We start from the raw sequence: 24,355 nt of genomic DNA on the forward strand, positions 1-24,355 counted from the left end.
CGCCGTGCAATTGACCGACATCTTTGTAGCCTTCACGCACCATCCAACCTGAGAATTTCTCACAGCGGACTCCACCAGTACAGTAGACGACAACTCGTTTGTCCATGAATTTTTCCTTGTTATCACGGACCCATTGTGGCAATTCACGGAAGTTGCGGATGTCTGGACGAATAGCCCCACGGAAGTGTCCAAGGTCGTACTCGTAGTCGTTACGAGTATCAAGAACAACTGTATCTTCATCTAGGAGGGCTTCTTTAAATTCTCTTGGAGACAAGTAAGCACCTGTTGTTTCAAGTGGGTTGATGTCGTTGTCAAAATCGTTGTCTTCCAAACCAAGGTGGACAATCTCTTTCTTGTAGCGAACAAACATCTTCTTGAAAGCTTGCTCTTCTTCCTCATCAATCTTGAACCAGAGGTCTTCCATACCAGGAAGGCTGTGAACATAGTCCATGTATTTTTGCGTCGTTTCGTAATCACCAGAAACAGTCCCGTTGATTCCTTCGTCAGCGACTAGGATACGGCCCTTGAGCCCGATTGATTTACAAAAAGCCAAGTGATCAGCCGCAAATTGTTCTGCGTTTTCGATGGGAACATATTTATAGTAAAGTAAAACACGAATAGGTTTTGCCATAAGATTCTCTTTTCTAAGATTAAATTATCAGAATTTTTCATTCAACTATACCAGTATACTCTCCCGAGAAAACGAATGCAATTTATTTGACTGAAAAATAAAAGTCTGGGGTTCCAGACTTTTACACGACGAAAATAAGGTTCCAACTACCTACTCTTCCTTTTCCAACTGGTCTAAATAGGCTTCATAGCGTTTTTTCTCTACTTTTGCTAGGAGCTTCACAAGGGAATTCATCCCCCATACAATCGGAAGATTTAGGAGAAATGTGATAGGAAGCACCAGCAAAAATTTTGAATGAAAGGGATTATTGTGATAGATTGCTTGGTTTAATTGAAAATTTTGAGCCCAGATGAATAAGGAGAGAACACAAGTTACAGTAATAATCCCCATTAGATTGAGGTAACTATAGCTGATAAACCGTACACCCAATTGTTGACAACGAACTGAATAATACAATCCTGAAACAATGAGTAAGGTCACGACCAGGATTGGACTCAGTCCAGGATTGGTCGTAAACATAGATCCCACACTAAAAACCGCTAAGGCAAGGAACAGAAAACTAGCCGTTTCAGCACCAGCCTTATTGGCCAGTCCTTCTTCTCGTTCATCTATAATTTGTTTGTTCAACAATTGTACTCTCATTTATTCCTCCTCTAACTCTGCCTCGATCTTCTTTTGTTTTTTCCGATTGATAAAGGCTAGTGGTTTCTCTAACAGATAAGTCAAAAGAGCAAAGACTAAAATGGCAAGGACGATTTTGAGCAGATACTTGGGACTCAAGATAAAGCTCATTGTTTCGCGCTTCCCAATCACATCTGTTGCGATCACAAATAAGGCAAATAAGACGCCTGCCCCGATGCGGCTGAACCAGCTATCTTTTTCTAACATATCTCGAATGTCGATCCCTGAGCTTATCCTTCTGACAAAGGCATAAACTCCCATGACAATCAAGAGAATAAGTTCGGGTATATAGGCTACTAGGGCTAAGTCCAGAATACTAGCTTTCACAAAGGCTGATAAGGCGATAAAGCAGGTCATTCCTAGAACAAGTTCCCCTGCAATTTTTCCATCAATCAACATGGTCCGTTCATCTTTTACAATTGGTTCTTTCTTTTGTTTCATATACTTCCTCTTTCTATTGTTAAAACTGTTACTCCCAGAACAGTTGATCCAGCGTCTTATCCAAGGTCTTACAAATAGCTAGGCAGAGGCTGAGGGTTGGATTGTACTTCCCTGCCTCGATCAGGCCAATGGTCTGACGTGTCACCCCGATGGCATCTGCAAGATCCCCCTGGGTCATATCATGCTCGACCCGGGCCATTTTTAATTTGAGATTTTTCGTCACATGCTTTTCCTTTCTTGTTTTTATAGCTCTATTATACACTATATTTTCTATTTTGCAACATATATCTTACATTTTGCAAAAAATATTTTTGATAAACAAAAAAGCCTGGTTTCCCAGACTTTATCTTCTTATTTATGATTAATCTTTAGACAAACTTCCGTCTTTTGTTTGGGTACGAGCATAGGCAATCAAGAGGAGTGAACCTGCAATAGCTACCACTAAAGCATTGACAGAACCTGCTACAACACCTTGTAGGAAGACCTTGTTGGCACTTTCTTTGTAGATCATCACATCCCCAATCGGAGCAATCAATCCCCAAATAAGCAAGTTGGCAATGACTTGTACGACGTTAAAGACGATCAATTCTTTCTTGGTCACTTCTCCTTTTAGGTTACCGATTTGCTTGCGGAAGATACCAACAAAGAGTCCAAACAAACCACTAGAAATAATCCAAGTCCACCAGAGGCCATAAGTCATCGCATCTTTAATAGCATGACCGATAAAGCCCATTAAGAAACCAACAATCGGACCAAAGACCACACTAAAGAGGGCTTGTAGAGCGTATTGCAACTGAATGTTTGTATTTGGAGCTGGCGCTGGAATTGGGATCATCGCAATGACCACAAAGAGGGCCGCTCCAACCCCGATGGCTACAACATCCTTAATTGTAAAAGCTTGTTTTTGTTTCATATTTTATCTCCTATTAATTTTCCATTTTTCTAATTTCGATATGCCAAGAAGCCCCAACTCCTACATTATAGGCCTTGGCAAAGGATCCCTGGTTGATGGCAAGACCAACACGGTAGAGGGAATTGATATAAAGGATTGGCTGTCCAATCCGCACGTCGGCGAAAGACTTGCCGTAGGTTACTTGGTTTTGATAAACCAGCATATCATTGTTATAGATAGTCACTTCAAAGCGTTCCCCAAATTCAGGTTCCAAATGATTGAATTCTTCTCGGGTAATCGAGGTCCAAAGAGAACCAAAGCGTACATCCAAGATGTCAACGGCTCCTTTGACAAGATTGTCCTCCATAACCGTTTCCACTACAGGGATTTCTACAATGTGTTCGACACTGAGTTCTGGTCCCACTTCCTCAAAGCTGATATGCCCACTGGCTAACTTAGCTCCTGTATAGGCATAGACATCACGCCCATGGAAGGTATAAGAAAACTCTGTATTGGCCCGGCGGTTCTTCACCTCTGAAATCTCACGGATAGCAACAATCCCTACATGTTTCTTGATGAAAGAGAGAGTCCCATTATCCGGAGTGACAATGTATTGATTCTTCGCCGTTTTAGCTACCACACTCTTTCGTTTAGAACCAACACCCGGATCGACCACCGAAACAAAGGTTGTCCCTTCTGGCCAGTAGTCCACTGTCTGAAAGAGGCGGTAACTTCCTTCAAAGATATTGTAAGGGGTAATGTCATGGGTCAAGTGGTGAATCTTAAGGGTGGGTGATTCCTCTAAAGCAACCCCAATCATAGCAGAGACAGCCCCGTCTACCAGACCAAAGTCTGACTGAAGAACTAGTAAATTATTGTGCATGTTTCTTCTCCATCATGTTATTTTCTATTTAGTTTTTGACAGACCAAGTATCCAAGAAGATAACCTAGCAGAGCTCCAAGAAGAAGGGTCAGTAAAAACCAACTCACCGTTCCCATATTCGACGGTACCATAACGCGTTCGATATAATCCATCGACTTCCCACGAGCTAGTAAAGAAGCACGATAACTAGCTGGTTGGAACCACATCATAAGGATAGGCCCTGTCGTCGTAAAGGAAAAGAGGAGGAAAGACACCGCATTGCCTAACTTCGACTGGTAGTGGCCACAGCCTGCGACCAATTCTGCCAAAAGCCCTCCAACAAGAGCAGGCAGGAAAGCTCCAGCTCCATGACGAGTGAAAAGGAAAAAAGCACCAATCACAAGAGCAACGACTAGAATGGCTCCTGTTCGTTGAATTTTCTCAACATAGACCTGATAGATCCCTCCACCAACCAGGGCGGAGAAGGCGGGAGCATAAAACATATTTCCTCGATTGTCTACCAGACTTCCAAGTAGGACGCCTAAGCCAATGGCAAGAAAATACAAGCCTGCAAAGGCTGCAACCTGCTTAAACTGATGTTTCTGTATTATTTTCATGTATCTATCCCATCCTTACCGGTGGCTAATTTTCTTGGTCAAGAAATCACCGATAAACTGAATAAAGAAAATCAAAAGCAAGATCAAGAAGGTTGCTAGCAAGGTAACATCATTATTAAAGCGTTGGTAACCATAGGAAATAGCCACATTTCCGAGACCACCGGCTCCAATCGCACCCGCCATGGCTGTTTCACCAACCAAGGAAATAAGGGTAACAGTTGTGACACGAATCAGATCTGGAAGACCTTCACGAAGATAGACACCAACAATATCCCAAAATGTTGCGCCACTGGCTTGGGCTGCTTCAATCACCCCACGGTCCAATTCAGACAAAACGACTTGAACTTGACGAGCAAAGAAAGGAAAGACAGCTAAAGATAGGGGAACTAAGGCCGCTGTAGGACCAATCCCAGTTCCGACAATCATACGAGTAAAGGGATTGATCAAGGCTAGCAAGATGATAAATGGAATGGCACGGAAGATGGAAGTGATTTTATCCAAGATATGGAAAACCAATTTATTCTCGATAATCCCACCAGGTGCTGTCAAGACTAATAATAATCCTGCAATGAGTCCCAATAAACCACCAATCACAAAAGAGATAAAGGTCATGTAAAGGGTCAGATAAATCGCTGTTCCCCATCCAGCTTGGCCACTCCAGCCCATCCGGTAAACATTTGGTAGATAGGTTTGAATAAAGTCAATCATGCATTACTCCCTTCTTTTAAGACACGCACAGAAACACCTGCTGCTTGTAGATCCCGCTGTGCTGCAGTTAGATTCGCTGCTTCCCCAGTAAGGATAACAACCAACTCACCAACAGGGGTATGATCCAAAATTTCAATATTTCCGTGTAGAATATTAGCAGACACTTGGTACTGTTTATAAATATCGTTGATAATCGCTGTGTCTGTCACCGAACCAGAATATTTCAAATGGGCCAAAACAGAATCAGCCGGCAATTTCTTAACAATTTGTTGCTGGTTGATTTTCACCATAGCTTCCTCGATTCCTGTTGCAGTTGTGATGAAGTCTTGTGTCAATTCGTTCTTAGGATTAGAGAAGATGTCTAAAACAGAGCCTTCTTCAATCAATTCACCATTTTGCATGACCGCCACCCGATTGGCAATGTCTTTAACGATCTGCATTTCATGGGTAATCAAGACCACTGTCAAGCCCAACTTCTGATTCAGCTCTTGCAGAAGAGCAAGGATTTGTTTGGTCGTTTTTGGATCTAGTGCGGATGTTGATTCGTCAGAAATCAAGATCTTTGGATCGTTGGCGAGCGCACGCGCAATCGCCACCCGTTGTTTTTGTCCACCTGACAATTGAGCAGGATAGTTGTCCGCCCGATCTGACAGACCAACTAGTTCCAACAACTTGGCTACTTTTTCAGCCTTTTGCTCTTTAGATAAGTCTGAATGTTTAAGGGCAAAGGCCACATTTTCAGCAGCGGTCATTTGGGCCATTAGATTGAAATGTTGGAAAATCATACCAATGTCTCGGCGTTTTTGGCGTAAAGCCGCAGCATTCAAGGTCACCTGGTCTTGATAGATGACATCGCCATCTACAGTGATAGTACCTGCTGACGGTACTTGCAAGAGATTGATGACCCGTACAAGAGTTGATTTCCCCGCTCCAGAATAACCAACAATCCCGTAAATATCCCCTTCATTGATATGAATGGTCACATCCTTCACGGCTATAATTTCCCGTTTTTTCTGATGAAAGGTAACATCGACATGGTCCAGTTTGATAATTTCTTTACTCATAACTTGTGATTAACTCCTTAATTAATTCAATATGGGTATAGTAGTCTGCAATTTTCACATTCTCATCCCCACCATGATCTCGACTATTGGCATTTCCAATACCAAAGGCAGCCATTGGAACTTGCAAGGCCTCAAAGACCGTATGCATGGGACCAGTGCCTGCAGTTGTCGGAAGGACACAGACCCCTTCTGGATAAAAGCGTTTGGCCAGATCAATCACATTGAGGATGGACGGCGCACTCATATCACTCCGATAGCTCATTTCCCCTAGTGTGAAAATAAGTTCAATCTTCTCAAAGCCATTTTTATTCAACTGAGCACGAATCAATTCTAAGACTTGTTTAGGCTCCAATCCTGGCACCAACCGAACTTCCATCTTGGCTCGAGCTTCTGCAGGGAGAATCGTCTTGACGCCTTGTCCCTGATACCCTGTTCCCAAGCCTTCAATGTTCATAGCTGGCTCAAAATAAAAACGTTTTAAGAACTCACTTCGTTCATCTTTTAAGATAGGCAATTGGAGATTGTAGATTTCTGTCACATCGTCCGCCGTTTTATTGGCATAACGATCAATCAAGGCCAGTTCCCGCTCGTTAGGTTCCTCAATCAAGTCATAGAGGCCATCCACCAGGATGCGACCGTCTTTATCTCGAAGACTGGACAATCCATTGAGCAGATACCAAGATGCTGATTCCACCACTCCACCATAGCTAGAATGGATATCCACATCTGCACTTTTGACCACCATGTCAAAGGTCACAATCCCCTTGTTTCCACCGGAGATCTCCAGTTCCCCTTGTTGATTACGAGTTCCTTGTTCCCAGACTAAAAGATCTGCCCCACGCAAGTGTTTTTTGTGCTTGGCTAGATACTTATCTAGATCGGTCGAAGCGGACTCTTCTGCACCTTCGATAATGAAGGTAATGTTAACCGGGAGGTCGCCATTTTCACGGATATATTTTCGAATAGCCGTCAAGCGTGCTGTAATATGCCCCTTGTCATCATCTACCCCTCGACCATACATGGTCCCGTAATGGACCGAAAGGGTAAAGGGATCACTCGTCCAAGGTTGGTCACCATCTGCTGGAACTGTATCGTAATGGTTGTAGAAAATGATGATCTTCGCATCCGGATTAGGCGAAACAAATTTAGCAATAACAAATGGTGCTGTGTAGCTGTCATCCACAGTTACCTTAGCCCCCGCAGCTGTGAAGATTTCTCCCAGGTAGGTTGCTACTTCTTTTAAACCAATCTGCTGGGCAAAGATAGACCGCTTGGAGATGAGAGTCCTTAGGACTTCAAAATAATGCTGAGCGACCTCATCATTTTCAAATTTGCGTATTTGTTCTGTCTCTCTTGGATTGGACATCATTTCCTCCTACTATACACGATAAGAGGTAGAGAAAACCTTCTCCACCTCTCTATTCATCCTCTCAATTACCAAACTGGTTGGTCCATACCGTCTGAAGATTCTTCGATGACTTTCTTCACGTTGTCAGTATGGTAGGCTTTAATAATAGCTTCGATTGCTTTTGCTTTATCAGATGATTTCCAATCTTTCTTAGCTGCAATCAAGTTGTACCATTGTTTAGAGTTGCTGTTTGCTTTTTCTACAAAAAGAGCTTTCTTGTAATCAATACCTGCTTCACGAACAAAGGTGTTATTGATGATTGCAGCATCAACTGATGGAAGTGAAGAAGCTGTTTGAGAAGCGTCCAACTCAGAAATTGTCAAGTTCTTTGGATTGTCTTTGATGTTGCTGATGGTAGCCAATTCCCCATCTTTTGTATCCAACTTGATCAAACCAGCTGATTCCAATACATACAAAGCACGGCTTTCGTTTGTTGGGTCGTTTGGTACTGCAATGGTTCCTTTTTCAGGAATGTCTTTCACATCTGTGTATTTGTTCTTCCCATCTTTTGTACCAGAGTAAAGACGGATTGGCGCAATATAAGTATCTGCTACAGAAACTAGATCTGCGCTGTTTTCTTTGTTCCAGTTTTCAAGGTAGTTGTAATGTTGGAAAGCGTTGATATCCACATCCCCGTCACGAACAGCTTGGTTTGGTTGTGAGTAGTCTGTAAACTGAGTGAATTCCAATTTGATGTTTGCTTTTGCATCATCTAAGTTCTTTTGCACTTCTTTCCAACGTGCTTCTTCTGTATCACTTAAGTTCATCACCCCAACTTTAACAGTTGTCACACCATCTTTATCAGATGATTTTGATGAGTTTGAAGACCCACATGCTGCCAAAGCAAAGGTTGCAACGGTAGCAAGAGCTGCTACACCAAAAAGTTTTGTTAATTTCATGTTCTTTCTCCTTATGATGTTTTTAAAAAACCTTATTTAATATCAGAAGCTTCTGGAAGGAAAGTTCCACCAAAGTACTTCTTAGACAATTTTTCAAGTGTCCCATCTTCGTACAACTCTTTGATCCGTTTGTTGACGAAGGTTTCCAATTCTTTCTCACCTTTGGCAAGGATTGGGTATACATATGGTTGTTGATCACTTGGAAGTTCAATCACTTCCAAATTATCCAACCCTTGGTCCTTGATCAAGGCTTCAACTGTCAAACGTTCAAAAATCTTATAATCTGAACGGCCATCGCTCAAATTAGCAAGGATAGATTGGATAGTCCCATCTGTATATTTGAGTTCTGTCGGATTATCCTTGTGCTCTTCATTGTATGCTTCCAATTGTTTCGCTGTAGAAGTTCCTTGGATAACTTCTGTAGACTTGCCGCCGATATCATCCAATGACTTGATGCCTGAATCTTTACGCACCACTAAGACTACTGGATTCTTGGCGTAAGGATTTGGGTACAAGTATTTCTCCGCACGTTTTTTATCGTAGCTAAGGTTGCTGACACCGATTTGATAACGATCTCCGTCTAAGCCCGCAAAGATAGAAGACCACTCTGTCTTATTAAAGTTGACCTCGTACTTATCTGATCCTTTAAAGATTTCACGCATGACTTCGATTTCGTAACCAGTCAATTCCCCATCCTTATCATAGGTGAAGGGTTTGGTTGTTCCAACCGTTGCGACTTCAATGGTCCGTTTTCCACTTGATTTACTTGATGACTTGGATGAGCAGGCTACCAAAGTCCCAACTGCAGCTAAGCCCATAAGGCTCAAACCAACATATTTGATGAATTTATTCAACTTCATTTGTTCTCCTTTTTCATTAAAATTGTTTATTCCTCTGTAAAAAAACAGCTTTTTCCATCATATCAAAATTCCTAACTCTTGGGTATTATATTTTCTTTATAGAGGTGATAGGTTTTATCTATCACCTCTCATTTGGTTGAGAATTTTTCCAGCAAAGCGAGGGCATTTTCAACATAATATGGAACTGATACCGCAAAAGCAGCATCATCTATGACCATGCTATCATGGTGGAGATCCGGTGCATCCGCTGCACCATTGGATCCTATAAAAGCAAAGACTCCCGGGATCTTCTCTTGATAGAAGGCAAAATCTTCACCCGCTGTCGACGGCTGAGCCTCCACAACTTCTGCGAAAGACTTGGACCAGCGAAAGACTTTTTTAGCCAAGACCTTATCATTATAGGTAACCGGTGGTGTCTTGCCCCAATCAAATTGGACCATGACTCCGGTACTGTTAGAGATCTGTTCGATCACGCGAATGAAATCCGCCTTGAGGCGTTTCTGGAGATCTGGATTAAAGGTTCGAATAGTTCCTTCAAAGTAACCAGACTTGGGAAGAACATTCCAGGTTGAACCAGCTTCGATATGGGTCACCGATAGGACAGCTGTCTCAAATGGCGAAACCGTACGAGAGACCAAGGTCTGCAACTGCTGGACCATACTAGTAATCGCTACAACCGTATCCAAACCGAGATCCGGTCGAGCCGCATGACTGCTCACTCCAGTGACAGTCACCTTGAACTTTTCAACTCCTGCCATCATAGCGCCTGGACGCAGGGCCAACTGACCCGCAGGCAATGACGGCATGTTGTGAAATCCAAGGATGGCTTGGACATCTTCGAGGAGTCCGGTCGCTAATACCGCAGATGCTCCTTCAGAAGTCTCTTCAGCCGGCTGAAAAATTAACCGAACCGTTCCCTTTAAGTCAGCCTCCATACCCTTTAGGACTTCTGCAGCCCCTAAGAGGCTCACCTGGTGGAAATCATGGCCACAGGCATGCATGACACCAGGGTTTTGGCTTTGGTAATCGAGATCCGTGTTCTCCTGAATCGGGAGGGCATCAATATCTGCGCGCAGGGCAATGACCGGTTTGCCGCTTCCGATTTCAGCAATCAGACCAGTTTTTAATCCACTGTTTAAAATGCGTACACCTAGCTTTTCCAAATAGGCTTTGAGATAAGCTGTGGTTTGGTATTCTTGTCCAGACAACTCTGGATGCTGATGCACATAATGCCGAATGGGCACTAGATGTTCATAGGATAATGATTCCATTTCTCGTCCCCTTTCTAGCATAGTTCTATTCTATCACTGCCTCCCCTATTCGTCTAATTCCTATTTTTTTCTCTCAGTTATAGCCAGGGGCTATATCACTTTTTATTACTTCATACTCGCTCCTTAAAAAGCCACGCTAGAAGAAAAAAACCTTTGAAGAAATTATCTTCAAAGGTCTATTTCTATTAGAATCCATCTACGTTGGTGTAGATTTTTTGCACGTCCTCATCATCTTCAAGAACGCTGTAAAGTTTTTCAAAGGTTTCCAAATCTTCACCCGACAACTCAACTTCTGATTGAGGAATCATTTCCAATTCAGTTACTTGGAATTCTTCGATACCAGATTCACGCAAAGCAACAATCGCTTTGTGAAGGTCAGTTGGAGCAGTGTAAACAGTGATGCTTCCTTCTTCTGCTTCCACATCGTCTACATCCACATCTGCTTCAAGCAAGAGTTCAAAGATAGCATCCGCATCGTCACCTGCAAAGACGATGACTCCCTTGTTGTCAAAGAGGTAAGATACAGAACCTGAAGCTCCCATGTTACCGCCGTTTTTACCAAAAGCCGCACGGACATTGGCAGCTGTACGGTTGACGTTTGACGTCAAGGTATCAACGATCAACATAGAACCATTTGGTCCAAATCCTTCATAACGCCCTTCTGTAAAGGTTTCGCCTGTATTTCCTTTTGCCTTATCGATCGCTTTATCAATCACGTGTTTTGGCACTTGCGCTTGTTTAGCACGGTCGATAACGAATTTCAAAGCAGTATTCAATTCTGGATCTGGCTCACCTTTTTTTGCGGCTACATAGATTTCTACACCGAATTTCGCATATACTTTTGAGTTAGCACCATCTTTGGCAGTTTTCTTGGCTACAATATTGGCCCATTTACGTCCCATGAGGATTCTCCTTGTGTTTGGTTCATATTATTTTCAATCTTTAACATTATATCACAAATCGTCATCATTAGACTAGATTTTTCTATTTTTAACGGGGAAATTCATGGGAATTTTCTATGAGGTGGAAACTTTAAATAGCTCGTTTAACTATAAAAAAGACTCTCTATTAGAAACTTAGTAATGGTCTTTAAAAGAGAGGAAAGCGACACCTGACTCATCTAGCATATAAATCAGGCGATTTTCTGCATCAATCCGCCTTGACCATGCTCCTTGAAAGTCATATTTCAAGGGTTCAGGTTTACCAATTCCTACAAATGGATCCCTTTGGATCTCCTTAATCAGGCTATTAATCCGCTTCAGTGTTTTTTTGTCCTGACTTTGCCAGTAACAATAATCCTTCCAGGCATCTTCTGTAAACTTGAGTAACATCCGTTACCCCTCAATCTCATGGAGTTGAACCTGACCAGCTCGGACTTCTGCCATGCCCCGCAAGACCTTATCTGACAATTCCTTGTTTTGAGCTAGTCTTAGGGTTTCTTGTAGGCTGTCCCACTCGCTCTTAGAAATAACCACAATATCTTCGTCTGGATTCTTATTCACGACTGTCAAAGGCTCAAACTCATCATTCACCTTTTTCATATAATCCTTCAAATGATTGCGGAATGTTGAATAAACGACTGCTTCCATGACCATACCTCATTCTACCTCTTTTCTATTATTATACATGAAAAAGAAAAACTTGTCAGGAACTTGTACAAGTTTTCCCTCTCTACCTAATTATTCGTAAAAAAGCTTCTAAATTTGGTAAAAAAAATCTACTGTCTAAAAGGAATTTTTAGACAGTAGATAAACACTGTTTCCGTATATCATAAAACTTCTTGCCATATGTGACAAAGATGTCTTTGTTATGTGGGCATAGGGGGAGCGTAAGACCGTTTATTTTTCCACTCTCACCGGCACCCGACCCCAGGTTTGTTCCGGTAGTTGGGGATGGCCCAATTGATAGACTTGGTCTGCTTGCTGGGTCAAGACATCCCAAGGTTCCTTACCAATCCGCGTCACCAAGTCCACTTGACCTTTTAGTGACTTGAGGTGGGCCTGTCCTTTTTCAGTGAAACCCAAGACATGGATAGCGGTCGGCAAGATTTCTTCTCTTGCACCTACTAAAATATAAGTCAAAATGCGGCGCACACGCGCCTTGGTATAGCGCTTGGTTGCGACTTTCTCCACCAGGTCTTCCACAGAACTCGCACTTCGAACGGCCTCCTTTATCCGGTTGGCCAGTTCCTCATTGACCTGAAAAATTTGTGTCAGATCCGGATGGGTTAGGATTTGATAACGGAGCAGTTGGTCATAATCCTCCCAAGACACCTGCGGAGCCGACTGAAAGAGTTGGCTATTGGGCATGAATTTAGCGACAAAGTCCTGATCTTCCTTGTGCAGGCGTAGACTAGTGGCAGAAGCATAGGCCACCTCTTTTTCTTCTGAATGGTAGCCTGCACCCTGGCGTTGAATAGGCTTGAGCGCAATCCCCTTCCCAGCACAAGCCTTGGCATAAGCCAAGCCCAGGATATGGTTGGGAGTATCCCCTGTGAACTCCACCCCAGCAAAGGTTTCCCACATTTTTTGGGTCTTCTGTGGATAGGATAAATCGTCAGGAAGGCTTCGCAAGAAAGCTTCCATTTCCACTTCTTTCTCAGAGTAAACAGTTGCAATCGCTTGGTAATCTAAGACCTCTTCTGTCCCAAAGGCCAATTGGTCGATTCCCAGACGGGACAAGATCTCCACCGCTCCCTTGGCAAAATGATCAGCCGACTGAACAGCTACGAGAAAGGGGAGCTCGACCACCAGGTCTGCTCCATTTTCCAAAGCCATCTGCGCGCGAATCCACTTGTCTACAATGGCAGGCTCGCCACGTTGAACAAAATTCCCAGATATGGCAACGATTTTCAGCCCTTCTGCCTGTTCCAGCAGGTACTTGTGCCCATTGTGAAAGGGATTAAATTCTGCAATAATTCCTGTAACTGTCATGCTGTCCTACTTCTGCGCTACGAAAAACCATCGTTTACTGGTCTTTGTTGGGGCCTTATCTTCAAAGTCTGCATACAATTTGAAAGATTTAAAGCCAGCCTGCTCCAGCAAAATATCATAAGTTAAGACCTCATAGGTCCGCTCTTCATGGATTTCATCGTGGCGACTAAAGGTGCCATCCTCCTCTTGGACAAAGAAGGTCAGCTCATGGACAATCGAGTGAGGGGCTTCATCCTCATAGGTATCCCAGAGCATGGCAAAATCTTCCGCATTTTCATGGTAAGAATAGCCCGGGAAAACCTCATCCGTCTGGTAGGTCGAATGGACATCAAAAATAAAGATACCATCTTCATTAAGAGCATTGTAGACTTCTTTGAAAACATCTCCTACTTCCACCTCGTCCTGCATATAGCAGATGGAATCAGAGTAGCAGGTCACAAAATCGTAGGTACTCGCTTGCGACAGGTCTAGCATATTGCCCTCGATAAAATCAATCTTTTGCTTGGCTGAAGTTGCTCTTTTTTCAGCAATTTTCAGCATATCAGCACTCAGGTCTAACCCTGTCACATCAAATCCAGCTTGGGAAAAGCGGACAGACTGAATCCCTGTCCCACAAGCTAATTCCAGCAATTTTTTCTTATCTTTTGTCTTTGGGAGATGGCGGAGGGAAAAATCCGTCCACAAATCATACAGACTGTCATCCATGACCGCATCATAGACCGCCGCAAACGTTTCATAAGTCACCATAAATCAAGATACAAAGAGCGTTAAAAGCAAAGAGAAAATAGGAAACTTTCTGCCGTATCGTCAGATACAAAGGAAGTTACTCTTTTTCTCATAGTTTTTAGCTCGTGTTCCGTTACCAAACTAACTTAACACGAGGCCCCATCCTTTCTTTCCATAGAATTTCAATTTAACCAACAAAACTCAGTTGCTACCAACTGAGTTTACCTGCTTATGCTAGGGCTGCTGAAAGATCGACAGCATTTGCTTCGTGCCATAGTTTTTCTAGGTTATAGTGAGCACGCATTTCTTCTGAGAAGATATGGACCACCACACCACCTAAGTCAAGAAGGACCCAACCTCCTGCTGAGTCACCTTCGACGTGGCTGGCATTGCCCCCAGCTTCAACGACTTTCTCGCGAATATTTTCTGCGATCGCTTCTAACTGACGGCTGTTCATAGAGCTTGCGATAACAAAGTAATCCGTCACACTGGTCAAGCTTTGAACATCCAAAGCCACAATATCTTCTGCACGTTTTTCATCGGCAGCTTTAACAACAAGTTCAAGTAATTCTTTTTCTTTCATTTAGTCCTCTTTCAAATACTTCACAAAGGCATTATAAGTTTCAAGGGTTTGGGGATAAATGGGTAATCCTTGGTGGGCCAAGTGCTCGACTGTGCGAGCCGTCTCATAGGCCACCGCACGATCCAAGGAGACCTGGGCGATTTCCCGCGCTTGATCCACCCCTGAAAAGGTCCGGTTATGCTCAATATAATCTGCTACATAGACAATCTTGTCTAAGGTTGACATCTGTCCACTCCCAACCGTATGAATCTCAATACTGCGAAGAATGGCTGGATCTGTTAGTCCAAGATCTTCTTGGATCTTATAAATCCCGACCATCCCATGCCAGACATTGTTGCCCCAGTTTTTTAATGCTGGATCCAGCTCATAGCGATCGATCAAGTCCAGAAATTCCTGATCTGATAATTTCTTGGCGTAGTCATGTAATAGACCGGCTAGGCCAGCCTGCTCTTCATCTGCCCCATAGCGCTTAGCTATGTCACGCGCAGCCTTCTCAACCCCTAAACAGTGAGTTAGGCGTTTTTCCGGAAGGATTTGGCCCATTTTTTCGAGCAAGACCTCTCGAGAAAAGCCGAGATAGTTTTCATAGGTCATTAATACAAACCTTCTTCCTTGATATAGTCCAAGACTGGTTTTGGCAACATAAAGTTGGGCGTCCGACCTTGAGCGATAAACTCTCGCACCATGCTTGAAGAGATATCCATCAGGGGAACATCGACCCAAATCACTGGATAAGAAGTTCCCGCTTTGTAACGGGGACGTTGAACACCGACAAACTGGACCATCTCCACTAGCTCGTCAATCCGATACCATTTTGGCAGGTAGTCCACCATATCAGCTCCAATGATAAAGTAATAGTCTGTATCTGGGTCTCGCTCATTGAGCAACTTCATCGTATCGTAAGTATAAGAGATCCCTTTACGCTCTAGCTCAATCGTCTCGATTTCTAGCCCTTCAATCCCTTCGATGGCTAGTTCTAGCATTTTCAGGCGATGACGCTCATCAATGGTTTCTTTTTTATCCACATGCGGAGGCTCATATTCTGGCATGAGAAGGACCTTGTCCAAGCCTAATTGTTGGCGGACCTGGTCTGCAACCACGAGATGGGCATTATGGACCGGATTGAAATTCCCACCCAAAATACCAACTTGCTTGCGTTTCTTGTTTTTGATCTCTGGCTCTAACTCTACCTTGGTAAAGGGAGTCAATAGTTCAATTGCCATAGGTTTGCTCTCCTAGATGTCTTAGATTTCTTTTACTTTGACTGAAATCTTCCGGTTTTCTTTTTTGCTTGATTGTTTATACAAGATGAGGATGCGTCCAATTTTTTGAACCGTATCCACACCGATTTCTTCTTCCAAGATTTCCGCTACTTCATGGATATTCTCGTCCGTATTTTGAAGGAGGGTGACCTTGATCAGTTCGCGAGCGTCTAGCGCTTGGCGAACACTGGTTTTGATTTGATCGTTAAGCCCGTTTTTCCCAATTTGGATAATAGGTTTGAGACTGTGGGCTTGGCTATTGAGAAAAGCCCGTTGTTTGGATGTTAATGTCATGTTTTTACTTCCTTATTTTTTGATCGTTATTTTAAGTGGTGGGGACGGCCGGAACTAATTTTTCAAAGATCTCATCTTTGAAAAATGGATTTCCTTACCTCAAAATGGAGCCTTGGTCTCCATTTTGCCCTTGCCAATCTATCGATTGGCAACTACACCACGGCAATAACGATCCCTATTTGAGCTCACTTCGTTCGCTCTTCAATTTCATTCTATTTCAAATTTTTAAATAATAGCTTTACGACTTACGACGGCGACGCCTTCTGGTGCCCAGACGGCTACTTTTGCTTCTCCATTGACGCGGATCCAGCCGAGTCCTGAGATGACGAGGTCTGTCTTGTCCTTGATGGTAAACTCATGGGAAACCAAGGATGGAAATTCTTCTTTTTCCTTGCTGTTAGGGGGTGTTAGTAAGCCACCGACATGCTTGTCATAAAAGACGGTCGCTCCTTCGAGTTTGGTCCGATGAAGCTTGAGTTCGTTATCAAAGAAGGCGGTGAAACCTTGCTTTTCCCCCTTGATAAAGTCAAAGCGTCCCAGACCACCCAAAAAGAGGGTTTGCTCGGGATTGAGCTGATAAGTCTTGGGCTTGATTTCTTTTTTAGGACTGACATACTTGAGGTTTTTAGCCGTCAAGTAATGAGCCATCTGGTGGCGATGGATAATCCCTGGTGTATCGTAGATATAGGACCCATCGTCCAGTGGGATTTCGATCTTGTCCAGTGTCGTTCCTGGGAAGCGAGAGGTTGTAATGATATCCTTGTCTCCAGTGATTTCTTGGATGATCGCATTGATGAGGGTCGATTTCCCAACGTTGGTCACACCTACCACATAGACATCACGTCCCTTGCGGTACTGCTCAATCTTTTCCATCAAGTCCTTGATCGCACTCTTGTTTTGAGCAGAGGTGAGGACCACATCGACAGGACGCATGCCTTCTTCGTGGGCCCGCTCCATCAACCAATGGGTCACCTTGCTATCCTTGACAGACTTGGGCAAGATGTCCTTTTTATTTCCGACTAAAAGGACATCATTACCTGCTACAAAGCGCGGTAAGCCAGGAATGACAGAACCATTAAAGTCAAAAACATCGACTACATTGACCACAAGTGCGTCACTATCCCCCACTTCGTGAAGGAGCTTTAGGAAATCATCATCTGTCAGATGCACATCTATGATTTCATTATAGTGACGCAGACGGAAACAGCGTTGGCAATAGACTTCGCCTGTTTCCAAGCCCTTTTCAAGAGCTGATTGGGGAGTATAGCCTAGCCCCTCTTTATTTTCTGTCTGAATGGGGGCTCCACAGCCAATACAGAATAATTCTTCCATTCTTAAATTCCTTTTTTATATACAATTGGACCATATTTTTCGGCCATTTGCTTCATGACACGGCGTTCACGCGCCCGGTTGATCTGGGTCTTGATGGAGTCATGCTCGACCAAAGGCTTGACCAAAATCGAGCGAATGCCTGCACGATGAGCAGCCCGGATATCCGTCATCAGTTGATCACCGACCATGACCACTTCATTTTTCTCATAGTGGAAACGTTTGAGAGCCCGATCAATCCCAAAAGTAAAGGGCTTGAGCGACCAAGCTTCATAGTCAATATCAAATTTCTCAACAGCGCGCTTGACCCGTTTGGGACTATTATTAGACACCACGATAACTCGAATCCCTCCATCACGAAGATCATGCAACCACTGGCGCATCTCAGGAGTTCCATCTGGATTGTTCCAAGCAATCAAGGTGTTATCCAAATCCACAAGGACCGCCTTGATGCCTTGTTTTTTCAAGTCTGCAACGGTGAGATCATAGGCTGCTTCCACCGCAAAATCTGGTTTGTAATTTTCGATTGACACGTTTTTCTCCATTTTTTATATTCTCTTCATTGTAGCATAAATAGACGTATTTTGCACTTGCTTCGTTGTCTCCCCTTTGTAAGAGGACCCATTCTATCTCTTTGATATTCTCTAAAATAGACAAAATCGTTACAAAGTTCCAAAAACGTGGTATAGTAGAAGAAAAAAATATGCGGAAGAGTTATGATTACAAAAGAAAATAAATTGAGGGAGGTCTCACCTCTCCTCCAAAAAATCATCAATTGGTCCTCCATCATCGGGGCCCTGGCAACCCTTGCTTTCTGTATCTGGGCCTACTTTGCTGGCATTCTCCAATCCAAGGAAACCTTGTCGGCTTTTATTCTCCAAGCAGGTATCTTCGGGCCACCTCTCTTTATCTTTCTTCAGATCCTTCAAACAGTGGTCCCTATTATTCCTGGTGCTCTAACATCTGTCGCTGGTGTCTTTATCTACGGCCACATCGTTGGGACCATCTACAACTACATCGGCATCGTCATTGGCTGTGCCATCATCTTCCACCTCGCAAGAATGTACGGGCCTAAATTTGTCCAGTCTATGGTCAGCCAGAAGACTTACGACAAGTATATCAATTGGCTCAACGAAGGCAAGCGTTTTGATCGTTTCTTTATTTTCATGATGATCTGGCCCATCAGTCCAGCGGACTTTCTCTGCATGCTAGCTGGATTGACCAATATGACCTTTAAACGCTATATGACCATTATTATTCTCTGCAAACCAATTACTCTAGTCATTTACACTTATGGACTCACCTATATCATCGACTATTTCTGGCAAATGATGTAAAAAAGATGTTGGGCAAACACCCAGCATCTTTTTTATAGAATTCCTTTTTCTTTTTGAATAATGAAGTCCTTTAGAGTGATCAGGAGGACCGCTAACAGAATCATGCCCATACCCAAGAAGTCAATCATAAAGAAATGCTCCTTCATAATGATAAAGGCAAAGAAAACTGCCGAAATTGGCTCAATAGAGGCTAATAGGCTTCCCTTTACGGCTCCGACCAAAGAAGTTCCTTTAAGAAAGGCTGTGTAGGCAAAAATCGTTCCAATAACAACCAAACCAAAAAGAGCCATCAAGGTATCCAGTCTGTAGTTTCCAGAAAAAGAAAGAAGACCACTAAAAGGAATCATCAGAATTCCTGGAATGACCATCCCAACTCCAATCACCAGCATACTTCCCCATTTTTTAATTAAATTAAGAGGAAGGACAATATACAGAGCATAAGCAAAGGATGAAACCACTCCCCAAGCCAGACCTTTTGGATTAATGGCCAGTTGGTTGAGTTGACCGTGTGTTGCAATTAAGAATGTGCCACCAATCGCTAAAAGCATGGAAGCTACTTCCGCAAGAGTAGGAGCTACTCTATCCTTGATACAGGTATAGGATAAAATCCCCACTGGACAGAGATACTGCAAAACGGTGGCAGTCCCAGCATTGGTTTCTGCAATCGCCTCTAAATAGGTCAATTGAGTTAGTAACAATCCTAAAAATGAAAAAACGAGAAGGGAGAGGTAGGAAGATTTATCTTTAGCAAAGGCTAATACCTTCTCTTTATCCGCTACGTAAGATAATATAATAAGGACAATGCCTGAAAAAAGTAGACGAAAATTAGTTAACCCTATAGCTGAAAAACCATGTGCCATCAAATATTGCCCGCTAACACCAGAAAGCCCCCAAGCAATTCCAGCAATCACAGTCATCAAGGTTCCTTTGAAAGATGTAGACATGTTGCCTCCACAAATATTATTTACATCCTAATTGTAACATAAAAGCCAGCCCAAATGGACTGGTTTTATTCATAAAATATACTAATTTACGGCTCAACCAAAATCTTGATTTGCGATTTATCTTGCGTTAATTCGATAAAGCCATCTTGAACAATATTTTCCAATTTGATTTTCTTAGTAACTAATTTCTCAGCAGAGAAGTAGCCTTGTTCCATCAATTCCAATACTTTAGGGAAGATGTGGCGATAAGCGATAATCCCTTTAAGGGTCTTTTCTTGAATGGCGAATTCATTTGGATTGATGCTCGCTTCGCGTTCCCAAATGGATACGACCATACACTCACCAGCCTTATGGACAGCTGCCAAAGCTTGCCCAAGAACAACAGGAACCCCTGTTACTTCATAAGACACATCCGCTCCACCATCCGTCAAGCGATGAATGGCTTCAACGATTGATTCACCTTCTTCTGGACGAACAACAATGGCACCTAGCTCTTCTGCTTTGGCTTGACGTTCAGGAGACAATTCAACCGCATAGATTCTTGAAGCACCAGCTGCACGAAGAGCTTCCACGATCAAGAGACCGATAGGCCCCAAACCAAAGATAACCGCGGTATCTCCTGCCTTAATAGCAGATTGACGAACTGCATAAACGGCTACAGCAGCAGGTTCTGTAAGAGCGGCTTGTTCATAGCTCAAGCTATCTGGAATCACATGCACAAGATCACCATCAAGCACACAATACTTCGCAAAACCACCATCTGCTGCTAAACCAACAAAGTTCAAGTTTGGATCAAGGTTGTAGTCACCGATTAAGTTATGTTTTGCCAAAATTGGTTCAATCGTCACACGATCCCCAACTTTGACACGAGTCACATCGCTTCCAACCTCAACAATTTCTCCAGCAAACTCGTGACCGAGGGTAACGGGTGCTTTTTGACCAGAATAAACATGCTCTTCTGTTGGAATGAAGATTGGCCCATCCAAGTATTCATGCAAGTCTGTTCCACAGATTCCCGTGAATTTGACCGCAACCTTTACTTGATGAGGTTGTACTTTAGGGACTTCCACTTCCTCGATACGAACGTCCTTCTTGCCATGCCAGCGAGCAGCTTTCATTGTTTCCATATGATTCTCCTATTTTTCCATGAATTGCAATTCCCTTTCAGGAAACCCGACAACCATATTGTAAACCTTTTCACAAACTTTGTCAAGAAGAAACAGACAGTTAATATCTTAATTATCGGTCCGAGATGACTCTAATTTCCAACCGACAATCCAGCCCAGAACAAGAAGATAATTTTCAAAAGCTCCAATAGCATTTACTGGCAAATGATAGTTGAGATAAGCAAATAAATGATTGGTCCCAATCCCAAGCCCACCAATGATCAAGGCCAATAGTACCGTTCGAAGATAGAACCAATCATATTTGAGATTGACAGCAATGAGAATCACAAGAACTGCCACATTCCAAATCCCAATCTCTCGCTGCCAACCGACAGAAACACCATATCCTGAATGACTTCCCATATAGGATGGAAAGAAGAGCTGAAAAATAATGGCTCCAGACATGGCGATGATAACTAGGACAAATAAGACTCTTAAAAATTTGTTCATGTAACTTCTCCTAATGCTAGTTGATATGTAATGGTCTTTCCTATTCTAACACAATTTTATGGATAGAAAAAACCAACCTCTCGGCTAGTTTTTCTCTATTACTCTTCTTTCAACTTCGCCAATTCTTGGGCAAGTAACTTGAGGGCTACTTGTGGGTTGGCTTGGCCTTTGGTTGCTTTCATGAGGAAGCCGGTAAAGGCCTTGTCCGCATTCCGCTTTCCTGACTTGAAGTCAGCTACGGCTGCTTCATTGTCTGCGAAGACTTGGTGGATGATAGGGATCAAGACTTCCGGATCTGAAATCTGTACCAATCCAGCTTTTTCGACGTATTCACGCGCACCGCCACCGTTTTTCGCTAAGTGAACGAAGACTTTCTTAGCAATCTTAGATGAGATGGTTCCATCTTCGATGATGGCAATCATTTCGACCAAGTTTTCTGGTGTCAATTGGATTTCTTCTAGTGTTTTTCCTTCAGCATTCAAGAATTGCGCCACTTCACCTTGGAGCCAGTTTGACACTTGTTTAGCGTCTCCGCCAAGGGCTACGGCTGCTTCAAAGAAGTCAGATGTGACTTTAGTAGCTGTCAATTGATTGGCATCATAGTCTGACAAGCCAAGCTCCGCCACGTAGCGAGCACGGCGGTCTTTTGGAAACTCTGGCAACTTCGTACGCATTTCTTCGATCCACTCATCTGAGATTTCAAACAAGGGAAGGTCTGGTTCTGGGAAGTAACGGTAATCCGCTGCCCCTTCTTTTACCCGCATAAGAATCGTGCTCTTGTTGGCCTCATCATAACGGCGTGTTTCTTGACGAATAATCCCACCTGAACGCAAAATTTTTGCTTGACGCTCCACTTCGTATTCAAGACCTTTACGGACGTTTGAGAAAGAGTTCAAGTTTTTCAACTCCGTCTTGGTACCAAATTCCTCTTGACCGTAGGGGCGAAGGGAAATGTTGGCATCGACCCGCATCGATCCTTCTTCCATCTTGACGTCAGAAATACCTGTGTATTGGATGACTTCTTTGAGAGCTGTCAAATAAGCGTAGGCTTCTTCAGGAGAACGCATGTCTGCTTCAGATACGATTTCGATCAATGGCACCCCTTGACGGTTAAGGTCTACATAAGAGAAGCCGTCTGTTCCATGGGTGTTCTTACCAGCATCTTCTTCCAAGTGGGCCCGTTCAATCCCGATTTTCTTAGTTGAGCCGTCTTCTAGTTGCACTTCAATCCACCCATTGTAACCGATAGGCTCATCAAATTGCGAAATTTGGTAAGCTTTTGGATTATCAGGGTAGAAATAGTTCTTACGGTCAAAGTGCATGTGCTGGTGGATATCCATATTCAGGGCCAAAGCAGCCTTAATACCAGCGTCCACAACACCCTTGTTCAAGACAGGAAGCACCCCTGGGAAAGACCAGTCGATCACATTGGTATTGGCATTTTGCTCGTTCCCAAAGTGGGCAGAGGTTGGTGAGAAAATTTTTGAGTTTGTATTCAATTCAACGTGGACTTCAAGTCCGATGACTGTTTCAAAGTTCATTAATTGTCACCTCCGAAAATAAGGGGTTGTTGCTTGTGGTAATCCGTCGTTGCTTCAAAGGCAGCTGCAGCTTGGTAGATGGTCTCTTCCGAATATTTCGGACCAATCAACTGCAAACCAACTGGAAGACCTTGCGCAAAACCTGCAGGGATTGAAATTCCTGGAAGACCAGCCAAGTTAACTGGAATGGTCAAGAGGTCAGCCAAGTACATGGCAACCGGATCATGATTGAGCGAATCCAAATCAAAGGCCACACTTGGAGCTGTTGGACCAAGAATGAGGTCGTAATCTGCAAAGACTTTTTCGAAGTCTTGGATAATGAGGGTCCGGACTTGACCAGCTTTCTTGTAGTAAGCATCGTAGTAACCAGATGACAAACTAAAGGTTCCCAGCATGATCCGACGTTTGACCTCATCACCAAAGCCTTGGCTACGAGTGTTCACGTAGATATCATCCAAGTTTTTAGCATCTTCGGCACGGAAACCATAACGAATCCCATCAAAACGTTGCAAGTTTGAAGAGGCTTCTGAAGAAGCAATGATGTAGTAAACGGCAACCCCGTATTTAGAATGTGGCAGGCTAACTTCTTCGACAGTTGCTCCCAATTTTTCAAAGTGGTTAGCAGCGTTTAGGATGGTTTCTTTGACTTCTGGGTCGATCCCTTCCCCGAGGTATTCCTTCGGAAGGGCAATCTTCATACCTTTAATATCTTGACCGATTTTAGAAGTAAAGTCAGTAATGCGGACTGGAGCAGAAGTAGAGTCTTTTGCATCTTCGCTGGAAATAGCATTGAGCAAGAGGGCATTTTCTTTGACCGTTGGTGCAAATGGTCCAATTTGGTCGAGTGAGCTACCAAAGGCAATGAGACCAAAACGGGAAACTGTTCCATAAGTTGGTTTGAGACCAACAATCCCGTTGAAGGCAGCTGGTTGGCGGATAGAACCACCTGTATCTGAACCAAGAGACAAACGGACTTGCCCTGAAGCTACAGCTGCAGCAGAACCACTAGAAGATCCACCAGGCACCTTGCTGTGGTCCCATGCATTCTTGGTTGGCCCATAGTAAGAAGTCTCACCAGATCCACCCATGGCAAACTCGTCCATATTGGTTTTTCCGATGACAATCATACCTTTAGCTTTGGCATTGGAAACAGCTGTTGCATCAAAGATGGGCTCATAGTTATAGAGCATTTTTGATGCCGCAGTGGTCAGGATGCCATCTGTTGAGATATTGTCTTTGACCGCGAGTGGAATCCCTGACAGGAGGTTATCTGCATCGATTCCTTTTTCATCAATGGCTTTGGCTTGCGCAAGGGCAGCTTCTTCGGCCACCGTTACAAAGGCATTGACTGCTTCTTCACGCGCCTTGATATCGTCAAGCGTCGCTTGTGTCAATTCCGTAGCTGAAATTTCCTTAGAGACAAGGAGGTCGTGCAACTCTTCAATGGTTTTATGGT

Annotated in this window: 30 protein-coding genes; 1 reads left to right on the forward strand and 29 read right to left on the reverse strand. The window is 43.4% G+C overall.

Features of this window, described 5'->3' with window-relative positions:
* The 24 genes from QZ158_RS04600 to QZ158_RS04715 all read right to left on the reverse strand — a co-directional run.
* On the reverse strand, positions 1-631 hold a 631-nt coding region (locus QZ158_RS04600), incomplete at its 3' end, for a rhodanese-related sulfurtransferase (RefSeq protein ID WP_293882737.1).
* A gap of 150 nt (positions 632-781) precedes the next feature.
* On the reverse strand, positions 782-1,273 hold the full coding sequence (locus QZ158_RS04605) for a DUF6773 family protein (RefSeq protein WP_293882740.1): 492 nt from the start codon (positions 1,271-1,273) through the stop codon (positions 782-784).
* Complete coding sequence (locus tag QZ158_RS04610; RefSeq protein WP_293882742.1) at positions 1,274-1,753, reverse strand: DUF6773 family protein; 480 nt, start codon at positions 1,751-1,753, stop codon at positions 1,274-1,276.
* A gap of 28 nt (positions 1,754-1,781) precedes the next feature.
* Positions 1,782-1,976 carry a helix-turn-helix transcriptional regulator gene (locus tag QZ158_RS04615; protein WP_048691669.1) on the reverse strand — a complete coding sequence of 65 codons (195 nt, stop codon included), beginning with the start codon at positions 1,974-1,976 and terminating at the stop codon, positions 1,782-1,784.
* A gap of 138 nt (positions 1,977-2,114) precedes the next feature.
* Positions 2,115-2,666 (reverse strand): ECF-type riboflavin transporter substrate-binding protein, encoded by a 552-nt coding sequence (locus tag QZ158_RS04620; protein ID WP_126404725.1) that lies wholly within the window; start codon positions 2,664-2,666, stop codon positions 2,115-2,117.
* A gap of 13 nt (positions 2,667-2,679) precedes the next feature.
* Complete coding sequence (locus QZ158_RS04625; RefSeq protein WP_006595737.1) at positions 2,680-3,528, reverse strand: S-adenosyl-l-methionine hydroxide adenosyltransferase family protein; 849 nt, start codon at positions 3,526-3,528, stop codon at positions 2,680-2,682.
* 17 nt (positions 3,529-3,545) lie between these two features.
* Entirely contained in the window at positions 3,546-4,124 is a 579-nt protein-coding gene (locus QZ158_RS04630; protein WP_293882748.1) for an MptD family putative ECF transporter S component, read from the reverse strand.
* A 15-nt stretch (positions 4,125-4,139) separates the two neighbouring features.
* Positions 4,140-4,832: a methionine ABC transporter permease gene (locus tag QZ158_RS04635; protein WP_006595735.1), complete on the reverse strand. Its 693-nt coding sequence runs from the start codon at positions 4,830-4,832 to the stop codon at positions 4,140-4,142.
* Positions 4,829-5,896, reverse strand: a complete 1,068-nt coding sequence (locus tag QZ158_RS04640; RefSeq protein WP_293882752.1) for a methionine ABC transporter ATP-binding protein — start codon at positions 5,894-5,896, stop codon at positions 4,829-4,831. Before QZ158_RS04640 ends, QZ158_RS04635 begins: the two co-directional genes overlap by 4 nt.
* Positions 5,889-7,262, reverse strand: a complete 1,374-nt coding sequence (locus tag QZ158_RS04645) for a M20/M25/M40 family metallo-hydrolase (RefSeq protein WP_293882755.1) — start codon at positions 7,260-7,262, stop codon at positions 5,889-5,891. The genes QZ158_RS04640 and QZ158_RS04645 overlap by 8 nt, the downstream gene beginning before the upstream one ends.
* A gap of 68 nt (positions 7,263-7,330) precedes the next feature.
* Complete coding sequence (locus tag QZ158_RS04650) at positions 7,331-8,203, reverse strand: MetQ/NlpA family ABC transporter substrate-binding protein (RefSeq protein ID WP_293882757.1); 873 nt, start codon at positions 8,201-8,203, stop codon at positions 7,331-7,333.
* 32 nt (positions 8,204-8,235) lie between these two features.
* Complete coding sequence (locus tag QZ158_RS04655; RefSeq protein ID WP_293882759.1) at positions 8,236-9,063, reverse strand: amino acid ABC transporter substrate-binding protein; 828 nt, start codon at positions 9,061-9,063, stop codon at positions 8,236-8,238.
* Between the two features lie 128 nt (positions 9,064-9,191).
* Positions 9,192-10,334 (reverse strand): amidohydrolase, encoded by a 1,143-nt coding sequence (locus QZ158_RS04660; RefSeq protein ID WP_293882762.1) that lies wholly within the window; start codon positions 10,332-10,334, stop codon positions 9,192-9,194.
* Between the two features lie 185 nt (positions 10,335-10,519).
* Positions 10,520-11,236, reverse strand: coding sequence for a YebC/PmpR family DNA-binding transcriptional regulator (locus QZ158_RS04665; RefSeq protein ID WP_293882765.1), 717 nt, complete (start codon positions 11,234-11,236; stop codon positions 10,520-10,522).
* Positions 11,237-11,410: 174 nt separating this feature from the next.
* Positions 11,411-11,665, reverse strand: a complete 255-nt coding sequence (locus QZ158_RS04670) for a Txe/YoeB family addiction module toxin (RefSeq protein WP_293882768.1) — start codon at positions 11,663-11,665, stop codon at positions 11,411-11,413.
* Positions 11,666-11,668: 3 nt separating this feature from the next.
* Positions 11,669-11,923, reverse strand: a complete 255-nt coding sequence (locus QZ158_RS04675; protein WP_003014291.1) for a type II toxin-antitoxin system Phd/YefM family antitoxin — start codon at positions 11,921-11,923, stop codon at positions 11,669-11,671.
* Positions 11,924-12,172: 249 nt separating this feature from the next.
* Positions 12,173-13,267 (reverse strand): nucleotidyltransferase, encoded by a 1,095-nt coding sequence (locus QZ158_RS04680; protein ID WP_293882772.1) that lies wholly within the window; start codon positions 13,265-13,267, stop codon positions 12,173-12,175.
* A gap of 6 nt (positions 13,268-13,273) precedes the next feature.
* On the reverse strand, positions 13,274-14,014 hold the full coding sequence (locus QZ158_RS04685; RefSeq protein ID WP_293882774.1) for a class I SAM-dependent methyltransferase: 741 nt from the start codon (positions 14,012-14,014) through the stop codon (positions 13,274-13,276).
* Between the two features lie 208 nt (positions 14,015-14,222).
* A complete protein-coding gene (gene rsfS, locus QZ158_RS04690; protein WP_293882776.1) occupies positions 14,223-14,576 on the reverse strand; it encodes a ribosome silencing factor in 354 nt (117 codons plus the stop codon).
* Positions 14,577-15,170, reverse strand: a complete 594-nt coding sequence (gene yqeK / locus QZ158_RS04695) for a bis(5'-nucleosyl)-tetraphosphatase (symmetrical) YqeK (protein ID WP_293882778.1) — start codon at positions 15,168-15,170, stop codon at positions 14,577-14,579.
* Positions 15,170-15,799, reverse strand: coding sequence for a nicotinate-nucleotide adenylyltransferase (locus QZ158_RS04700; RefSeq protein WP_293882781.1), 630 nt, complete (start codon positions 15,797-15,799; stop codon positions 15,170-15,172). The genes yqeK and QZ158_RS04700 overlap by 1 nt, the downstream gene beginning before the upstream one ends.
* Positions 15,800-15,820: 21 nt before the next feature.
* A complete protein-coding gene (gene yhbY / locus QZ158_RS04705; RefSeq protein WP_006595720.1) occupies positions 15,821-16,132 on the reverse strand; it encodes a ribosome assembly RNA-binding protein YhbY in 312 nt (103 codons plus the stop codon).
* A 225-nt stretch (positions 16,133-16,357) separates the two neighbouring features.
* A complete protein-coding gene (yqeH, locus tag QZ158_RS04710; protein ID WP_293882785.1) occupies positions 16,358-17,464 on the reverse strand; it encodes a ribosome biogenesis GTPase YqeH in 1,107 nt (368 codons plus the stop codon).
* A gap of 2 nt (positions 17,465-17,466) precedes the next feature.
* Positions 17,467-17,994, reverse strand: coding sequence for a YqeG family HAD IIIA-type phosphatase (locus QZ158_RS04715; protein WP_045759146.1), 528 nt, complete (start codon positions 17,992-17,994; stop codon positions 17,467-17,469).
* Positions 17,995-18,177: 183 nt separating this feature from the next.
* On the opposite strand from QZ158_RS04715, the gene QZ158_RS04720 reads away from it, so the two are divergent.
* Positions 18,178-18,798, forward strand: coding sequence for a TVP38/TMEM64 family protein (locus tag QZ158_RS04720; RefSeq protein ID WP_293882793.1), 621 nt, complete (start codon positions 18,178-18,180; stop codon positions 18,796-18,798).
* Between the two features lie 32 nt (positions 18,799-18,830).
* Here the strand turns inward: QZ158_RS04720 and QZ158_RS04725 are convergent, their stop codons facing one another.
* The 5 genes from QZ158_RS04725 to gatA form a co-directional block, all read right to left on the reverse strand.
* Positions 18,831-19,742 carry an EamA family transporter gene (locus QZ158_RS04725; RefSeq protein WP_293882796.1) on the reverse strand — a complete coding sequence of 304 codons (912 nt, stop codon included), beginning with the start codon at positions 19,740-19,742 and terminating at the stop codon, positions 18,831-18,833.
* Positions 19,743-19,828: 86 nt separating this feature from the next.
* Entirely contained in the window at positions 19,829-20,869 is a 1,041-nt protein-coding gene (locus tag QZ158_RS04730; protein ID WP_293882799.1) for a 2,3-butanediol dehydrogenase, read from the reverse strand.
* A 108-nt stretch (positions 20,870-20,977) separates the two neighbouring features.
* Positions 20,978-21,358, reverse strand: a complete 381-nt coding sequence (locus QZ158_RS04735; RefSeq protein ID WP_293882802.1) for a hypothetical protein — start codon at positions 21,356-21,358, stop codon at positions 20,978-20,980.
* A 98-nt stretch (positions 21,359-21,456) separates the two neighbouring features.
* Positions 21,457-22,899: an Asp-tRNA(Asn)/Glu-tRNA(Gln) amidotransferase subunit GatB gene (gatB, locus tag QZ158_RS04740; RefSeq protein ID WP_009731563.1), complete on the reverse strand. Its 1,443-nt coding sequence runs from the start codon at positions 22,897-22,899 to the stop codon at positions 21,457-21,459.
* Positions 22,899-24,355: Asp-tRNA(Asn)/Glu-tRNA(Gln) amidotransferase subunit GatA (gatA, locus tag QZ158_RS04745; RefSeq protein ID WP_293882807.1), on the reverse strand; the 1,457-nt coding region annotated here is incomplete at its 5' end. The genes gatB and gatA, both read right to left, overlap by 1 nt.

It is taken from the genome of Streptococcus sp. A12 (assembly GCF_905372335.1).
In the GTDB taxonomy this organism is placed as follows: domain Bacteria; phylum Bacillota; class Bacilli; order Lactobacillales; family Streptococcaceae; genus Streptococcus.

Excerpts from the sequence above, each read along its gene's own strand:
- QZ158_RS04605 (WP_293882740.1), bottom strand. The coding sequence starts at position 1,273 with ATGAGAGTACAATTGTTGAACAAACAAATTATAGATGAACGAGAAGAA.
- QZ158_RS04610 (WP_293882742.1), bottom strand. The coding sequence starts at position 1,753 with ATGAAACAAAAGAAAGAACCAATTGTAAAAGATGAACGGACCATGTTG.
- QZ158_RS04620 (WP_126404725.1), bottom strand. The coding sequence starts at position 2,666 with ATGAAACAAAAACAAGCTTTTACAATTAAGGATGTTGTAGCCATCGGG.
- QZ158_RS04625 (WP_006595737.1), bottom strand. The coding sequence starts at position 3,528 with ATGCACAATAATTTACTAGTTCTTCAGTCAGACTTTGGTCTGGTAGAC.
- QZ158_RS04630 (WP_293882748.1), bottom strand. The coding sequence starts at position 4,124 with ATGAAAATAATACAGAAACATCAGTTTAAGCAGGTTGCAGCCTTTGCA.
- QZ158_RS04635 (WP_006595735.1), bottom strand. The coding sequence starts at position 4,832 with ATGATTGACTTTATTCAAACCTATCTACCAAATGTTTACCGGATGGGC.
- QZ158_RS04640 (WP_293882752.1), bottom strand. The coding sequence starts at position 5,896 with ATGAGTAAAGAAATTATCAAACTGGACCATGTCGATGTTACCTTTCAT.
- QZ158_RS04645 (WP_293882755.1), bottom strand. The coding sequence starts at position 7,262 with ATGTCCAATCCAAGAGAGACAGAACAAATACGCAAATTTGAAAATGAT.
- QZ158_RS04650 (WP_293882757.1), bottom strand. The coding sequence starts at position 8,203 with ATGAAATTAACAAAACTTTTTGGTGTAGCAGCTCTTGCTACCGTTGCA.
- QZ158_RS04655 (WP_293882759.1), bottom strand. The coding sequence starts at position 9,063 with ATGAAGTTGAATAAATTCATCAAATATGTTGGTTTGAGCCTTATGGGC.
- QZ158_RS04660 (WP_293882762.1), bottom strand. The coding sequence starts at position 10,334 with ATGGAATCATTATCCTATGAACATCTAGTGCCCATTCGGCATTATGTG.
- QZ158_RS04665 (WP_293882765.1), bottom strand. The coding sequence starts at position 11,236 with ATGGGACGTAAATGGGCCAATATTGTAGCCAAGAAAACTGCCAAAGAT.
- QZ158_RS04670 (WP_293882768.1), bottom strand. The coding sequence starts at position 11,665 with ATGTTACTCAAGTTTACAGAAGATGCCTGGAAGGATTATTGTTACTGG.
- QZ158_RS04675 (WP_003014291.1), bottom strand. The coding sequence starts at position 11,923 with ATGGAAGCAGTCGTTTATTCAACATTCCGCAATCATTTGAAGGATTAT.
- QZ158_RS04680 (WP_293882772.1), bottom strand. The coding sequence starts at position 13,267 with ATGACAGTTACAGGAATTATTGCAGAATTTAATCCCTTTCACAATGGG.
- QZ158_RS04685 (WP_293882774.1), bottom strand. The coding sequence starts at position 14,014 with ATGGTGACTTATGAAACGTTTGCGGCGGTCTATGATGCGGTCATGGAT.
- rsfS (WP_293882776.1), bottom strand. The coding sequence starts at position 14,576 with ATGAAAGAAAAAGAATTACTTGAACTTGTTGTTAAAGCTGCCGATGAA.
- yqeK (WP_293882778.1), bottom strand. The coding sequence starts at position 15,170 with ATGACCTATGAAAACTATCTCGGCTTTTCTCGAGAGGTCTTGCTCGAA.
- QZ158_RS04700 (WP_293882781.1), bottom strand. The coding sequence starts at position 15,799 with ATGGCAATTGAACTATTGACTCCCTTTACCAAGGTAGAGTTAGAGCCA.
- yhbY (WP_006595720.1), bottom strand. The coding sequence starts at position 16,132 with ATGACATTAACATCCAAACAACGGGCTTTTCTCAATAGCCAAGCCCAC.
- yqeH (WP_293882785.1), bottom strand. The coding sequence starts at position 17,464 with ATGGAAGAATTATTCTGTATTGGCTGTGGAGCCCCCATTCAGACAGAA.
- QZ158_RS04720 (WP_293882793.1), top strand. The coding sequence starts at position 18,178 with ATGATTACAAAAGAAAATAAATTGAGGGAGGTCTCACCTCTCCTCCAA.
- QZ158_RS04725 (WP_293882796.1), bottom strand. The coding sequence starts at position 19,742 with ATGTCTACATCTTTCAAAGGAACCTTGATGACTGTGATTGCTGGAATT.
- QZ158_RS04730 (WP_293882799.1), bottom strand. The coding sequence starts at position 20,869 with ATGGAAACAATGAAAGCTGCTCGCTGGCATGGCAAGAAGGACGTTCGT.
- QZ158_RS04735 (WP_293882802.1), bottom strand. The coding sequence starts at position 21,358 with ATGAACAAATTTTTAAGAGTCTTATTTGTCCTAGTTATCATCGCCATG.
- gatB (WP_009731563.1), bottom strand. The coding sequence starts at position 22,899 with ATGAACTTTGAAACAGTCATCGGACTTGAAGTCCACGTTGAATTGAAT.